Below are 14,419 nucleotides of genomic sequence, written 5' to 3' on the forward strand. Positions count from 1 at the left end.
TTCCTTGCACCAAGGCGGCGGCCCCCAACCTTCGCCATGCCCTAGTCACTCAGGGCGTCGAACCACCGCACCACCTGAGGCGCCGACACCTGGAACGACCCGAAGTGGTCCACGTCCCCCTGGTCGAACACCTTCACCGACTTCCCCTGCTCGGCCAGCTGCCGCGCACAGCTACGAGCGTTCCCGATCGGTACGTCGGTGTCGGCCGCCCCCGCGTACAGCCGCACCGGCACGGCCGGCGTCCAGTCGCAGGTGTGATCGGCCGCGCGCATCGCGTCGAGGAGCCCCCCGGCGGGATGCCGCATCTTCTCGGCGAAGGCCGGGGTGAGCATCTCCCGCACCGTCTGCGGCAGCGCCTTCAGGATGTCCTCCTCCTCGTGCGTCCCGTCGTACAGTCCCTCGACGCGGCTCGCGTACGGCGCGCGGAAGGCCTCGGACGGGTCCTTGTAGATCGGATGCAGCCTGCTCTGCGCGACCAGCCAGTAGGAGCTGTAGAGGAGCCCGCTCGCGTCGTTGACCCGCCCGTCGAACAGCGCCGGAATCTCCTCGCCCGCCAAGTCGTACGGCCCGCTGATCGGAGCCAGCGCCTTCAGCCGGAAGTGCCGGTCGGCCCCGCCCTCAAGCGCCCGCCCGAGCGCCATGGCCACCTGCCCGCCCTGCGAGAAGCCGGTCGCGTACACATCGCCACTCAGCGGCCTGCCCAGCCGATCCGCCGCCGTCCGGGCCGCCCGCAGCATGTCGACCGAGGCGGTCACGGATGAGCGGGTGTCCATGTAGGGATGCCGGCCGGGCCCCTTCCCGAGGCCCAGATAGTCGGGCGCGACGACGGCGCGTCCGGCCGTGGCGTTCAGATAGGAGGGGATGCGCCCGAAGTCCTCGCCGACGGAGGGCGCGTAGTCGCGGTTCACCATCGTGCCGTGCGTGTCCGAGACGATGTCGAGACGGTGCCTGCCGCCGACGGGGAGGGTGAGCAGCCCGGTGGCGGTGGTGGACTTCCCGTACGGGTCGACGGTCCGGTACGTCAGCCGGTACGCCCGTACGCCATACCGCACGGAGTCCGTGGCCATGTCCCGTTCGGCGAGGAACTGCTTCACGCCCCCCGCGTCGTGCGAGGCGACGGGTGTGACGGAGAAGAGGGTGCCGCGCGATTCCGGCCGATGGGCGGACGCGGATGCGGCCGCCGTAGCCGCCGGGGCCCCCGCGAGACCCGCCAGGAGCGCCGCCGTGAGAAGGGCGCCTCCTCTGCGCGTACGCCAAATGCGGCGTGTTTCCATGGATTTGACGGTCTTTTGTGTGTTATCGCTCATGTCCTCGACGCTACGGAAGCACGGTTCGCGTCGACATCCGAGAGTCCCCCGCGTCCGCGGTGGACCTGAGTCCACCGCGGACGTCCTGCTGACCGGAGGCCCCCATTGACCACGCCGACGGAGAAGACGCGCGCCCCGGAGGAGCGCGGAGTGCGGCTGGTGGCGGTGCTGTTGGGGATGACCGTGGTCAGCGGGCTCATCGACGCGGTGAGTTATCTGGGCCTCGGGCATGTCTTCACGGCGAACATGACCGGCAATGTGGTGGTACTCGGCTTCGCCGCGGCGGGCGCGCCGGGCTTCTCGACCCGTCATGCACTGGTGTCGCTGGTGGCGTTCCTGGTGGGGGCGGTGGCGGGCGGACGCGTCGGACGGTGGATGGGCGGGGGCTCGCGCCGCACCTGGGTCCGCGCCACGCTCGGCGCGGAGGCGGTCATGGTCGGCGCGGCGTCGCTGGTCGCCTTCGTCGCCCCCGGCGCCACCGGCACCCTCTACGCACTCATCGCGCTGACCGCCTTCGCCATGGGTCTGCGCAACGCGACCGTCCGCAAACTGGGCGTCCCCGACCTGACCACCACGGTCCTGACGATGACTCTGACCGGCCTGGCCTCCGACTCCCGCCTGGGCGGCGGCGCCGGCAAACGCTCCCCGCGCCGCACGGCGTCGGTGTTCGCCATGCTGGCGGGCGCGCTGTTCGGCGCGTGGCTGGTGCTGCATCACGGGCTGGGCATCCCGCTGGTGATCGCGGCGGGGGCGGCGGGGGTGCTGGCGGTGACGGCGTCAGGAACGGAGTAGCACGACCGCTCCGGGCCGCCGATGAGAACCGCCGCGAGCACGAGCACGTACGCGACGCCCAACGGCCATTCCCATACCCGGTATGCCGGGCACAGGTGGCTCAGGCACACTTCATTCGTTGCTGTCCACCACCAAGAGGATCACGCATGATCACGCTCACGAAGGAAGACGGTCCAGCAGATCTGGACGGGGTGACCCATCTGTCCATCGGGGTGTCCTGGGACCCCACCGCCGGGAGCAGCGGCGGGCTGATGGGGAAGATCCGCCGCAACGTCGGCACCGACCTCGACCTGATCGCCATCGCGATGCAGAACTCGGACCCGGTACGACTGGCGGGCCTCGACTCCCTGGACCCGATGGGCAATGGCTCGCTGACCCACAGCGGCGACAACCAGACCGGACGAGGCGAGGGCGACGACGAGACGGTGACCGTCGAGTTCGCCCGGATACCGCCGAACATCACGTCGATCGTGTTCGTCGCCGCCGCGTACAAGAAGGGCAGTGCCTTCCAGAAGGCGCGCAACATCAGTTTCAAGGTCTACGACGCGACCGGGGGCAGCACCCAGCAGGTCGCCGACATCTGGCCGAGCCTGCTCACCAACGACAACGGCTGCGCCGTGGCCAAGGCGATCCGGGTCGACGGGCGTTGGAAGCTCCAGGTCATCAACGAGACGGGGAAGATCAAGCAGGGGGACGAGCGGGACCTGATGCGCTTCGCGGGGCGCAAGTAGCACACGCCGGGGCTGGGGCTGACGAGCACGCCGTCAGCCCCGCGCCCTTTCTGCCCGCCGCGATCACGACGTTCGTCGACCGGACGACTACAACCGCTGGATGATCGTGCCGGTGGCCAGCCCGCCACCCGCGCACATCGTGATCAGCGCGAACTCCTTGTCCCGGCGCTCCAGTTCGTGCAGGGCAGTGGTGATGAGCCGCGCTCCCGTCGCCCCCACCGGATGCCCGAGCGCGATCGCGCCCCCGTTCACGTTCACCTTCTCCAGGTCCTGCTCGAAGACCTGCGCCCAGCTCAACACCACAGATGCGAAAGCCTCGTTGATCTCGACGAGGTCGATGTCCTTCAGCGACATCCCGGCCTTGCCCAGCACCGTGCGCGTCGCGTCGATCGGCCCGTCCAGGTGGAAGTGCGGGTCCGCGCCGACCAGCGCCTGGGCCACGATCCGCGCGCGGGGCCTCAGCTTCAGCGCCCGCGCCATCCGCTTCGACGCCCACAGGATCGCGGACGCGCCGTCCGAGATCTGCGAGGAGTTGCCCGCCGTGTGCACCGCCGTCGGCATCACCGGCTTCAGCTTCGCCAGCGCCTCCATGGACGTGTCGCGCAGCCCCTCGTCCCGGTCGACGAGCCGCCACATGCCCTGTCCGGCCCGCTGTTCGTCCTCCGTCGTGGGCACCTGGACGGCGAAGGTCTCGCGTTTGAAGCGTTCCTCGGACCAGGCGATGGCCGCCCGCTCCTGGGAGATGAGCCCGAGGGAGTCCACGTTCTCCCGGGTCAGCCCGCGGTGGCGCGCGATCCGTTCCGCCGCCTCGAACTGGTTGGGCAGATCCACGTTCCACTCGTCGGGGAACGGCTTGCCCGGCCCGTGCTTGGACCCGGAGCCCAGCGGCACCCGGGACATCGCCTCGACACCGCAGGAGATACCCACGTCGATGACGCCCGCCGCGACCATGTTGGCCACCATGTGGGACGCCTGCTGCGACGAGCCGCACTGGCAGTCCACCGTCGTGGCCGCCGTCTCGTACGGCAGGCCCATGGTGAGCCAGGCGGTGCGCGCGGGGTTCATGGACTGCTCGCCGGCGTGGGTCACCGTGCCGCCGACGATCTGCTCGACGCAGTCGGCGTGGATGCCGGTGCGGCCGAGGAGTTCACGGTAGGTCTCGCCCAGGAGATAGGCGGGGTGGAGGTTGGCGAGCGCGCCGCCGCGCTTGCCGATCGGGGTGCGTACGGCTTCGACGATCACGGGTTCCGCGGCCATGGGGGCTCGTCCTCTCCTCGCTGACCCGCGCAGCGCGGGGCGTCCCGGCCCACCCACCGCGCAGAACTAGTACGCGTTCTAGTTCTGACTGCAGTCTGCTGACAGCATGTCCACCACCGCAAGGGTCTTGCAGCCTCCGAAGTTGCGATCTGCACGAATCCCGCACGCAATTCGAGGCCCCGCACCCCTTGCCACTTGTAGAACCCGTTACTACCTTCACGGCAATTCCGCGTTCCTGATGGACCGTCAGACCCGGTGGCCGGAACCGACCGCCAGAACCCGATCGCCAGAACCGTAGGTGCGAGACCTGGAGTTGCCGATGCCCTGTCCAGCGCTGCCCGACGGGTTCGATTTCACCGATCCCGATCTGCTGCACCACCGCGTGCCCCTCCCGGAGTTCGCCGAGCTGCGCCGGGCCGAACCGGTCCACTGGATTCCGCAACAGCCGGGGATCGCGGGCTTCGAGGACGACGGCTACTGGGCCGTCACGCGGCACGCGGACGTCAAGTACGTCTCCACGCACCCCGAGCTCTTCTCCTCGTTCCTCAACACCGCGGTCATCCGCTTCAACGAGCACATCCAGCGCGAACAGATCGAAGTCCAGCGGCTGATCATGCTCAACATGGACCCGCCCGAGCACACCCGGGTCCGCCAGATCGTGCAGCGCGGCTTCACCCCGCGGGCCATCCGCTCGCTGGAGGACGCCCTGCGCGCCCGCGCCGGCTCGATCGTCGAGAACGCGCTCGCGCACGCGGGCCCGGACGGCGCCTTCGACTTCGTCACCCAGGTCGCCTGCGAACTGCCCCTGCAGGCGATAGCCGAGCTCATCGGCGTCCCGCAGGACGACCGCGCCAAGATTTTCGACTGGTCCAACAAGATGGTGGCGTACGACGACCCGGAGTACGCGATCACCGAGGAGGTCGGCGCCGAATCGGCCACCGAACTCATCTCGTACGCGATGAACATGGCCGCCGACCGCAAGCAGTGCCCCGCCAAGGACATCGTCAGCACCCTGGTGGCGGCCGAGGACGAGGGGAACCTGGCCTCCGACGAGTTCGGTTTCTTCGTGCTGCTGCTCGCCGTCGCGGGCAACGAGACGACCCGCAACGCCATCACGCACGGCATGCACGCCTTCCTCACCCACCCCGAACAGTGGGACCTCTACAAGCGGGAGCGCCCGAAGACCACCGCCGAGGAGATCGTCCGCTGGGCGACCCCCGTCGTCTCCTTTCAGCGCACCGCGACCCAGGACACCGAACTGGGCGGGCAGCAGATCAAGAAGGGCGACCGCGTCGGCATCTTCTACTCCTCCGCCAACAACGACCCCGAGGTCTTCGAGAGCCCCGAGGTCTTCGACATCACCCGCGACCCCAACCCGCATCTCGGCTTCGGCGGCGGAGGCCCGCACTTCTGCCTCGGCAAGTCCCTGGCCACCCTGGAGATCGACCTCATCTTCCACGCGATCGCCGACGCGATGCCGAACCTGCGCCTCGCCGGCGACCCTCGCCGCCTGCGCTCCGCGTGGCTGAACGGCGTCAAGGAACTCCAGGTCAGCGCGGGATGAGGTGCTCGGGCCGACGGCCTCCCGGTATCCGCCGGCCCGTCCCGTGGGAGGCAGGGGCATCCCCCCTACGCCCCGCCCCTGCCTCCCCCGCGCCAAGTCGCTCCACCGTGTACTGAACGTTTCCGGTCGGTTGCACGTCTTCACACGTGGCACAGCCAACCCACATTTTCGAAGACGTCGAACGGAAACGCCGAGCCGTGGTCTCTGCCGACCTGACCGACCTGAGCCCCGTCCGGCCGGACCGAGCGGCGCCGTCCCGGAACCATCCCGTCCGCTCGTTCTGCCGCCGCCACCGTCTCCCGCTCCTGGCCACCGCGCCGATGCTGCCGCTGTACGCGGTGTGGTGGGCGTTCCTCGCCACCGGCGGCGGCGACCTCGCGGCCCAGGAGGCGTGGGCCGGCTTCGTGTCCCGGCACGGCGGATCGGCGTACAACCTGTTCTGGTACGGCGGGATGCACACCGCCAACTACAGCCTGATCTCCCCGTACCTGATGGCCGCCCTCGGTGTGCGCACGGTGACGGTGCTCTCCGGGCTCGCCGCCTCCTGGCTGGCCGCCGTGCTGATCGAGCGCACGGGGCTGCGCCGGCCGGTGGGTCCGGCGCTGCTCGCCTCCCTCGCGCTGTGGTGCAACGTCGCGTCGGGGCGTACGACCTTCGCGCTCGGCGTCGCCCTCGGGCTGGCCGCCTGTGTGCCGCTGGCGCGCGAGCGGCGCGTCCTGCTGGCGGTGGCGTACGCGGCCCTTGCCACGATGGCGAGCCCGGTGGCCGGGCTGTTCCTGGCGGTGGTGGGGGCGGCGTATCTCGCGGCACGGGACCGGTTGCGGGGCTGCGCGCTGCTGGTGCCGCCGGCCGTCGTGGTCGGGGTGACGACGCTGCTGTTCCCCTTCACCGGCGAACAGTTGATGCCGCCGGCCCGCGTCTGGCCGCCGGTCCTGCTCGGGCTGACCGTGGCCGTACTGGCCCCGCGGGGCTGGCGGGTGGCGCGGTGGAGCGGTGTCGTCTACGCGGCAGGGACCGTTCTGACGTATCTGATCCCCTCGCCGGTCGGCACGAACGTCGAGCGGTTCGCGGAGCTGTTCGCGCCGGCCGTGCTGCTCGCCGTGCTGCTCGGCGCGCCGGGACTGCACCGGTTGCGGCGCGGCGCGCTGGCCGCGGCGCTGGTGCTCTCCGTCGCCTGGGTCGGCCAGAAGACCGCCGACGACCTGGTGGTCTCGACCGCCGTTCCGGCCTGGGCCGCCCACACCCACGGCGTTGTCACGGAACTGGAGCGGCTCGGCGCCGACCGCGGCCGGGTCGAAGTCGTCCCGGCCCGCAACCACCGCGAGGCCACCGCGCTCGCCCCGCATGTGAACCTGGCGCGCGGCTGGAACCGCCAGCTGGACATGGAGCGCGGCCGGCTCTTCTACGACGGCACCTTCTCGGCGGCGACCTACCGTGCCTGGCTGGGCCGGTGGGCGGTCGGCTACGTCGTGCTGCCGTCGGGCCAGCCGGACGGATACGCGAAGGACGAGGCACGCCTGGTGCAGACCCGGCCCGCGTGGCTGGAGCCGGTGTGGAACGACGCGCACTGGCAGGTGTTCCGGGTGCGCGACGCGGTGCCGCTGGTGTCGGCGCCCGCCTCCGTCGTCCGGACCACCAGCGCCGAGATCGATGTGCGGATGCCGAGAGCCGGCTCGGTGACCGTGCGCGTCGCGTACTCGCCGTGGCTGCGCGCCGAGGGCGGCTGCCTGGAGAAGAGCGGCGAGTTCACGCGGCTGACGGTGGCCGAGCCGGGCGAGTACCGGATCAGCTCGGAGTACGGCCCGTCACCGGGACCGGCTCCTTCGTGCTGACCGCGCCCCCTTCCACGGGTTTCATCAGGGTCCGGGGCCGCGGGCCCTGGAGCAGATAGGTCAGGCCGAAGCCCGCGCCGACGACAGCCGCGCCGCCCACCGCGTCCAGCACCCAGTGGTTGCCGGTCGCCACGATCGCGGAGACCGTGAAGAAGGGGTGCAGCAGTCCGAGCGCCTTCATCCACCACTTGGGGGCCAGGATCGCGATCACGAGGCCGCACCACAGGGACCAGCCGAAGTGCAGCGAGGGCATCGCCGCGTACTGGTTGGTGAGCGCCGTCAGCGTGCCGTAGTCCGGCTTGGAGAAGTCCTGCACGCCGTGCACGGTGTCGATGACACCGAGACCCGGCAACAGGCGCGGCGGGGCGAGCGGGTAGAGCCAGAAGCCGACGAGGGCGAGCAGGGTGGCGAAGCCGAGCGCCGAACGCGCCCAGCGGTAGTCGGCCGGGCGGCGGGCGTACAGCACGCCGAGGACGGTGAGCGGGACGACGAAGTGGAACGACTCGTAGTAGAAGTCGAAGAAGTCCCGCAGCCAGCCGACCTTGAACACGGCGTGGTTGACCCAGTGCTCGATGTCGAGATGCAGGAAGCGCTCGATGGCGAGTATCTGGTCGCCGTGGTGCTCGGCGGTGGCCCGGCCGCCCGCGTTGGTGCCGCCCGTCGCGGCGAGCCTGACCTGTTGGTAGGCGGCGTAGCCGACGCGGATCAGGAGCAGCTCGAGCAGCAGGTTCGGGCGAGTGAGGACGCGGCCGAGGAAGGGGAGCAGCGGGACGCGCCGGAAGCGGGTGGGGACGGGCTGCGCGAACTCGGCGGGGACGGGCTTGCGGTAATGCCCCGAGGTGCGGGACAGGAACGGCACGACGGTGGCCGCGGCGAGCGCGGCGAGCAGCACCACGTTGTCGCGCAGCGGGTAGACCGCCGCCATGTTCGGCAGCATCATCTTCGCCGGCAGCGTCATGACGAGGATGACCGCGACGGGCCACATGTAGCGGTCGGAGGTCTTCCTGCCGACCCGGCCGACCACCGCGAGCAGCACCCACAGCAGCTGGTGCTGCCAGGTCGTGGGCGAGACGGCGACCGCGACACAGCCGGTGAGCGCGACGGCGAGCAGCAGCTGGCCGTCCTTCGCGTAGCGCACGGCGCGGCGCAGCCCGAGGACCGCGACGGCCGTGCCGAGCAGCAGGAACAGGCCGATCTCCAGCGGGCCGGTGAGGCCGAGCCGCAGCAGCGCCCCGTGCAGTGACTGGTTGGCGAGGTCGTCCGCCTCCTTGCCGAGGCCGACACCCGCCAGGTGGTGCACCCAGTACGTGGACGAGTCGTGCGGCAACGCGGCCCAGGCGAGCGCGGTGAGGGCGGCGAAGGTTACCCCGGTGGACTCGGCGGCGCGGCGCCGCCCGGTGAACCAGAGCAGCGGCGCGAAGAGCAGCACGGTCGGCTGGAGCGCCGCCGCGAGGCCGATCAGTGCGCCGCTGGCGCGCTCTCCGCGCACGGTGAAGCAGCCGAGCAGGACGAGCAGCACCGGGATGATGCTGGTCTGGCCGAGGTAGAGAGCGTTGCGCACCGGCAGCGACAGCATCAGCAGGCTGATCGCGACGGGTGCGGCGAGCAGCGAGGTACGCCGGCTCACGGGCTGCGGCAGGGCGCGCGCCGCGACCAGGCCGAGCGCGACGACCAGCGACAGGGTGCCGAAGGTCCAGGCCCAGCCGAGGGCCTGCTCGGCCGCGCGGGTCAGCGGCTTGAGGACGAGTCCGCCGAAGGGGGTGCCGGTGAACTGGGTCGAGTCGTACAGCGACCCCTTCACATGCAGCACACCGTCCGTGCCGACCCAGGTCTCCAGGTCCGTCAGCCGCTCCGTCTTGGGCGTGCTGAGGACGACGGCCACCTGCCGTATCGCCAGGATGGCGGCGATCACCCACAGCCCGATGCGGACGGCACGCAGCCGTTCCCTCGCCGTATCGACAGCCCCCGCCCCGAAGGCATTACCCGCTCGTCCGCCGTGCTCCACATTCGCCACGCCCGGTCGACCCTCCCGCCCCATCCGTCCTGCGTGTCCCACGTGTCCCGTTCGTCGGCCCCTATCGAGACCCTATGAGGCTCGCACTGCCCCCGTCGAGAGACGCAGGCAACCCCCTCTTCACCTGACGTCCCCCCACCTTTTGTCCGGATGACGACAGTGCGGGGGCGGTTCGGTTCCCCCCTCGCTCCGCGACATAGATCACAGACAGGCCCGGAAAATGGGGCTCCCGGCCTTCGCATCGCACCTGCGTACACCGCATTCGTACGCACTGCGCGCCGGGTCGCGTACGGCACGTAATGCGGATGAGTGCCCCTATGGTCGCTTTTCGGCCTGCTTCCGGTGGGCCAAGGTCCCCGCTCCTCGGGTGGGCCGCGTCCCCGCCCCTCGGGTGGGTCTCGTCCCCGGCCCCGAGGGTGGGCCCCGTCCCTGTCCCCGACGAAAGGCATGCCCTTGCCGTCCGCCACAGCTGTCGCGCCCGTTGTCCCCCGGCCCCGGACCCCCGCTCCGCCGGAGGTCACCGTCACCGACCCCGCCCTGGTGAAACGCGCCGTGAAGGCCGCCGCACTGGGCAACGCGATGGAGTGGTTCGACTTCGGCGTCTACAGCTACATCGCGGTGACCCTGGGCAAGGTCTTCTTCCCGTCGGGCAACCCGACCGCGCAGCTGCTCTCCACCTTCGGCGCCTTCGCCGCGGCCTTCCTGGTCCGCCCGCTCGGCGGGATGGTCTTCGGACCGCTCGGCGACCGCATCGGCCGCCAGAAGGTCCTCGCGCTCACCATGATCATGATGGCGGTGGGCACCTTCGCGATCGGTCTGATCCCGTCGTACGCCACGATCGGCGTCGGCGCCCCCATCCTGCTCCTCGCCGCCCGCCTGGTGCAGGGCTTCTCGACCGGCGGCGAGTACGCGGGCGCCTCCACCTTCATCGCCGAGTACGCGCCAGACAAGAAACGCGGCTTCTTCGGGAGCTGGCTGGAGTTCGGCACGCTCGTCGGCTACATCGGCGGCGCGGGCCTGGTCACCCTGATGACCGCGCTGCTCTCCACCGACGACCTGCTGTCCTGGGGCTGGCGGATCCCGTTCCTGATCGCGGGCCCGATGGGCATCATCGGTCTCTATCTGCGGATGCGTCTCGAGGAGACCCCGGCGTTCGCGGCGGAGCTCGAGAAAGCCGAGGCCGACCGCCCCAAGGTGCCGCTGCGCGAGATGATCACCGGCCAGTGGCGCGCGCTGCTCCTGTGCATGGGCCTGGTGCTGGTCTTCAACGTCACCGACTACATGCTGCTCTCCTACATGCCGAGCTATCTGACCAGCGAGCTCAAGTACGACGAGACGCACGGTCTGCTCGTGGTCCTCGGCGTGATGGCGCTGATGATGATCGTGCAGCCCTTCGCGGGCGCCCTGACCGACCGGATCGGCCGCCGCCCGGTGATCGCCGCGGGCTGCCTCGGCTTCCTCGCCCTGTCCGTCCCGGCCATCCTGCTGATCCGCCAGGGCAGCCTGCTCGCGGTCGCGCTGGGTATGGGCGCTCTCGGTCTGCTCCTTGTCTGCTTCACCGCCGCGATGCCCGCCGCGCTCCCCGCGCTCTTCCCGACGAAGGTCCGCTACGGCTCGCTCTCCATCGGCTTCAACGTCTCCGTCTCGCTCTTCGGCGGCACGACCCCGCTGGTGGTCACGGCACTCATCGGGGCGACCGGGAACATGATGATGCCCGCCTACTACATGATGGCCGCGGCCGTGATCGGCGGTGTGGCGGTGTGGTTCATGACGGAGTCGGCGGGGCGGCCGCTGCCGGGCTCGGCACCGTCCGTCGAGCCTTCGGTGCGCTGACCTGGAACCGTGGCTTCCGTCGTGTCGTCTGAGACCCTGTCCGACGGCACGACGGAAGGCTACGGGGGATGTTGCGCGATATACGGACGCGTTGGTCGGCTTTCGCACGGGGACGCGTACTGGGCGTCGTACTGGCGCTGTTGGGGATCCAGCTCGGATCGCTGGTGGCCCCGGCGTACGCCTGTGGGTGCGGCGCGATGGTGCCGGACAGCACCCGGCACGTCACCGTGAACCGCGAGACGTCCGTCGTCCGCTGGGACGGCCGCCAGGAACAGATCGTGATGAGCCTGACCGTCTCCGGGGACGCCCACAAGGCCGCGTGGATCATGCCGGTGCCGCACCGCGCGACGGTCGAGCTCGGCGATCAGCAGATCTTCACCCAGCTCAGCGAGGCGACCGAACCCGAGTACCGCACCCGGCACTACTTCTGGCCGCGCGGCGGTGACTGGCCCTTCACCAGCGAGGGCGACGCCGCCGACGCCCCGCGCGCCGGCGCCACGGCACCCTCCGTCGGCGTCGTCGGCCGCGAGCACCTCGGCCCCTTCGACGTCGCCCGTCTCACCGCCACCGACTCCGACGCGCTCGGCGACTGGCTCGCCGACAACGGCTTCCGGCTCCCGGACCGTCTCAACGAAGCACTGCGCCCGTACGTCGACCAGGGCTGGGAGTACGTGGCGATCCGGCTGGCCCCGCAGGACCCCAAGAGCACCGACGCCCCGCTCGGCGGCACCCTCGACCCCCTCCACCTCACCTTCGCCAGCGACAGGCTGGTCTACCCGATGCGGCTGTCCCGTCTCGCACAGACGCCGCAGTCCCTCGGCCTGTACGTCCTCGCCGCGCACCGCATGGAACCGGCCTCGGCCATCGGCGGGGACCGGCCCGAGGTCTCGTTCGCGGGCCGCCTCACCGGGACATGGGGCGCGCTGGACCGGCTCGCCGACGGCGGCACGGACTTCCTCACCGCCATCGACCAGGAGTTCCCGCAGCCTTCACGGATCTCCGGCGACTACCAACTGCACCGGATGACGACCGACGCGGCCTACCGCCGGGTGATCTACGACGACGAACTCCTGACGGTGGGCGGCATACCGGCGTGGCTGCTGACGGTGGGCGGCGTGGCGGCGCTGGCGGTCGTGGCCCTGGTGATCGGCGTACGGGCCCGCAGGCGCCGCCCGGTGCTGCCGCCCCCTCCCGTGCAGGCACCGCCGCCGATCGGCTGACCTCTCGGGTGAACAACGGGAAACCCGCTGGCGAGCCCGCACACCCCCGACTAGATTCACCGGCGGAACTAGTTAGGGCATCTAACTAGACATACGAAAGGCATGGTGCATGAGCGAGTCGCAGCTCTGGAACAACGTCGACGACTACTTCACCACCCTCCTCGCCCCCGCCGACGACACACTCACCGCGGCGCTGCGCGACAGCGACGCGGCCGGACTGCCGCCCATCGGCGTCGCCCCCAACCAGGGCAAGCTGCTCCAGCTCCTCGCCCAGATCCAGGGCGCCCGCCGCATCCTGGAGATCGGCACACTCGGCGGCTACAGCACGATCTGGCTCGGCCGCGCCCTCCCGGCCGACGGCCGCCTGATCACCTTCGAGTACGACCCCAAGCACGCCGAGGTCGCCCGCGGCAACCTCGCCCGCGCCGGCCTGGACAAGATCGCCGAGGTGCGGGTGGGGCCCGCCCTGGAGTCGCTGCCGAAACTGGCCGACGAGAACCCGGAGCCCTTCGACCTTGTCTTCATCGACGCGGACAAGGTGAACAACCCGCACTACGTCGAATGGGCCCTCAAGCTCACCCGCCCCGGCAGCCTCATCGTCCTCGACAACGTCGTCCGCAGTGGCGCGGTCACCGACGCGGGCAGCACCGACCCGAGCGTGCGGGGCACCCGGGCCGCCCTCGAACTGATGGCTTCCCACCCGAAGTTGAGCGCTACCGCGATCCAGACGGTGGGAAGCAAGGGGTACGACGGTTTCGCGCTGGCGCGCGTGCTGGCGTGAACGCTGCCGGAATCGCGGCCCAGGGGTGATCCGAGGACAGCCCCTAGGCCCCCTAGACCCTCCTAGGCCTCGTGATAGAAGCCCACGTTCACGGCGCGCGGGCCGGTGCGGTCCTGGATGACGAGTTCTCCGGAACTGCCCGCGGGGAGCTTGGCCGTCCCGCCGTACGGGAACGTCTGGGGCGGCTGTCCGGCCAGCGTCAACCGTACCTCCGAGGACGGCTCGGAATGCGAGCCGCGCAGCCAGGTGACCTGCCAGGAGCCGTCCGGGCCGCACAGGAACTCCAGGTGGACCCGGGACACGAACAGCCAGTCGTCGGGGGTCGCGAGACGGCACACGGCTCGGTCCCGGCCCACCCGCAGCATGGCACCCGGGTCGCTCGGTGCGTCGGCCATCAGCATCCCGGCCGTCGCACCCGCGTCCGCCCCGGCTACCGAGGCCATGGTGAGTTCGAGCACGTGCGCTCCTTCGTGTCGTACCGGTCCAATTGTCCTCGCGCGGAGCACCGTTGGCGCACCGCCGCCGCATGATAATTCGACCGATCGCCCCGCCGTGCGCCCTCCGGCACAATGGACTCATGACCGAGCGCAAGCCACCTGGTGTCAGCTTCGAGTCCTGGGTCGACAAGCAGATCCGTGACGCGGAGGCGCGCGGCGAGTTCGCGGAACTCCCCGGTGCGGGCAAGCCGCTGCCGCAGGTCGCCGACACGTCGTACGACGAACTGTGGTGGATCAAGCAGAAGATGGCCCGCGAGGGGCTGTCCGTGCTCCCGCCGTCACTCGCGTTGCGCAAGGAGGCCGAGGACGCGCTCGCCGCGGCGGTTGCAGCCCCCTCGGAGCGGGCCGTACGCCGGATCGTCGAGGACATCAACACCAAGATCCGCGAGATGATGTTCAAACCCCCGCCCGGCCCTCCCCTCGGCCTCAAGCCGTACGACGTGGAGGAGATCGTCCGGGAGTGGCACGAGCGCCGGGAGGGGTGACCCATCGGCGAGTGGGGGGGGGGGGGGGGGGGGGGTGGGGGGGGGGGGGGCCCCCCGCGGGGGGGGGGGGGGGGGGGGGGGGGGGGGGGGGGGCGGGGGCGGGCCG

At 70.8% G+C, this 14,419-nt stretch carries 12 protein-coding genes; 8 read left to right on the forward strand and 4 right to left on the reverse strand.

All coding sequences use genetic code 11. The features are described from left to right. Positions 1 to 41: 41 nt before the first annotated feature. Positions 42 to 1,307, reverse strand: coding sequence for an alpha/beta hydrolase family protein (locus ACIBK0_RS00500; RefSeq protein ID WP_399074043.1), 1,266 nt, complete (start codon positions 1,305 to 1,307; stop codon positions 42 to 44). Between the two features lie 105 nt (positions 1,308 to 1,412). Here ACIBK0_RS00500 and ACIBK0_RS00505 point away from each other — a divergent pair, with 105 nt between their 5' ends. Both ACIBK0_RS00505 and ACIBK0_RS00510 read left to right on the forward strand, forming a co-directional pair. Beyond that, the gene (locus tag ACIBK0_RS00505) at positions 1,413 to 2,099 is read left to right on the forward strand and encodes a YoaK family protein (RefSeq protein ID WP_399074045.1); all 687 of its coding nucleotides are present in this window, start codon (positions 1,413 to 1,415) and stop codon (positions 2,097 to 2,099) included. A 146-nt stretch (positions 2,100 to 2,245) separates the two neighbouring features. Continuing rightward, on the forward strand, positions 2,246 to 2,830 hold the full coding sequence (locus ACIBK0_RS00510) for a TerD family protein (RefSeq protein WP_399074047.1): 585 nt from the start codon (positions 2,246 to 2,248) through the stop codon (positions 2,828 to 2,830). 87 nt (positions 2,831 to 2,917) lie between these two features. Here ACIBK0_RS00510 and ACIBK0_RS00515 read toward each other — a convergent pair whose 3' ends face one another. Further along, positions 2,918 to 4,087, reverse strand: coding sequence for a steroid 3-ketoacyl-CoA thiolase (locus ACIBK0_RS00515; protein WP_399074049.1), 1,170 nt, complete (start codon positions 4,085 to 4,087; stop codon positions 2,918 to 2,920). Positions 4,088 to 4,406: 319 nt separating this feature from the next. On the opposite strand from ACIBK0_RS00515, the gene ACIBK0_RS00520 reads away from it, so the two are divergent. Together ACIBK0_RS00520 and ACIBK0_RS00525 are read left to right on the forward strand one after the other, a co-directional pair. Beyond that, positions 4,407 to 5,651 carry a cytochrome P450 gene (locus ACIBK0_RS00520; protein WP_399074051.1) on the forward strand — a complete coding sequence of 415 codons (1,245 nt, stop codon included), beginning with the start codon at positions 4,407 to 4,409 and terminating at the stop codon, positions 5,649 to 5,651. 221 nt (positions 5,652 to 5,872) lie between these two features. Continuing rightward, on the forward strand, positions 5,873 to 7,483 hold the full coding sequence (locus tag ACIBK0_RS00525; RefSeq protein ID WP_399075079.1) for a hypothetical protein: 1,611 nt from the start codon (positions 5,873 to 5,875) through the stop codon (positions 7,481 to 7,483). On the opposite strand, the gene ACIBK0_RS00530 is transcribed toward ACIBK0_RS00525, so the two are convergent. Continuing rightward, positions 7,437 to 9,497, reverse strand: a complete 2,061-nt coding sequence (locus ACIBK0_RS00530) for a bifunctional glycosyltransferase 87/phosphatase PAP2 family protein (protein WP_399074053.1) — start codon at positions 9,495 to 9,497, stop codon at positions 7,437 to 7,439. The genes ACIBK0_RS00525 and ACIBK0_RS00530 overlap by 47 nt on opposite strands. A gap of 447 nt (positions 9,498 to 9,944) precedes the next feature. On the opposite strand from ACIBK0_RS00530, the gene proP reads away from it, so the two are divergent. The 3 genes from proP to ACIBK0_RS00545 all read left to right on the forward strand — a co-directional run bounded on the left by proP (position 9,945) and on the right by ACIBK0_RS00545 (position 13,331). Continuing rightward, on the forward strand, positions 9,945 to 11,330 hold the full coding sequence (gene proP / locus ACIBK0_RS00535; protein WP_399074055.1) for a glycine betaine/L-proline transporter ProP: 1,386 nt from the start codon (positions 9,945 to 9,947) through the stop codon (positions 11,328 to 11,330). 68 nt (positions 11,331 to 11,398) lie between these two features. After that, positions 11,399 to 12,550 carry a DUF2330 domain-containing protein gene (locus ACIBK0_RS00540; RefSeq protein WP_399074057.1) on the forward strand — a complete coding sequence of 384 codons (1,152 nt, stop codon included), beginning with the start codon at positions 11,399 to 11,401 and terminating at the stop codon, positions 12,548 to 12,550. Positions 12,551 to 12,659: 109 nt separating this feature from the next. Then, positions 12,660 to 13,331: an O-methyltransferase gene (locus ACIBK0_RS00545; protein ID WP_399074059.1), complete on the forward strand. Its 672-nt coding sequence runs from the start codon at positions 12,660 to 12,662 to the stop codon at positions 13,329 to 13,331. A 62-nt stretch (positions 13,332 to 13,393) separates the two neighbouring features. Here the strand turns inward: ACIBK0_RS00545 and ACIBK0_RS00550 are convergent, their stop codons facing one another. After that, positions 13,394 to 13,789 (reverse strand): hypothetical protein, encoded by a 396-nt coding sequence (locus ACIBK0_RS00550; RefSeq protein ID WP_399074061.1) that lies wholly within the window; start codon positions 13,787 to 13,789, stop codon positions 13,394 to 13,396. A gap of 119 nt (positions 13,790 to 13,908) precedes the next feature. Here ACIBK0_RS00550 and ACIBK0_RS00555 point away from each other — a divergent pair, with 119 nt between their 5' ends. After that, positions 13,909 to 14,313: a DUF1992 domain-containing protein gene (locus ACIBK0_RS00555; RefSeq protein WP_399074063.1), complete on the forward strand. Its 405-nt coding sequence runs from the start codon at positions 13,909 to 13,911 to the stop codon at positions 14,311 to 14,313. Positions 14,314 to 14,419: the final 106 nt, after the last annotated feature.

This window comes from Streptomyces sp. NPDC050564 (genome assembly GCF_044457265.1).
Taxonomy (GTDB): Bacteria; Actinomycetota; Actinomycetes; order Streptomycetales; family Streptomycetaceae; genus Streptomyces.

Bases quoted from the DNA above. Each gene is read 5' to 3' on its own strand.
- ACIBK0_RS00520 (WP_399074051.1), top strand. From the start codon at position 4,407: ATGCCCTGTCCAGCGCTGCCCGACGGGTTCGATTTCACCGATCCCGAT.
- ACIBK0_RS00545 (WP_399074059.1), top strand. From the start codon at position 12,660: ATGAGCGAGTCGCAGCTCTGGAACAACGTCGACGACTACTTCACCACC.
- ACIBK0_RS00515 (WP_399074049.1), bottom strand. From the start codon at position 4,087: ATGGCCGCGGAACCCGTGATCGTCGAAGCCGTACGCACCCCGATCGGC.
- ACIBK0_RS00555 (WP_399074063.1), top strand. From the start codon at position 13,909: ATGACCGAGCGCAAGCCACCTGGTGTCAGCTTCGAGTCCTGGGTCGAC.
- proP (WP_399074055.1), top strand. From the start codon at position 9,945: ATGCCCTTGCCGTCCGCCACAGCTGTCGCGCCCGTTGTCCCCCGGCCC.
- ACIBK0_RS00540 (WP_399074057.1), top strand. From the start codon at position 11,399: ATGTTGCGCGATATACGGACGCGTTGGTCGGCTTTCGCACGGGGACGC.
- ACIBK0_RS00510 (WP_399074047.1), top strand. From the start codon at position 2,246: ATGATCACGCTCACGAAGGAAGACGGTCCAGCAGATCTGGACGGGGTG.
- ACIBK0_RS00500 (WP_399074043.1), bottom strand. From the start codon at position 1,307: ATGAGCGATAACACACAAAAGACCGTCAAATCCATGGAAACACGCCGC.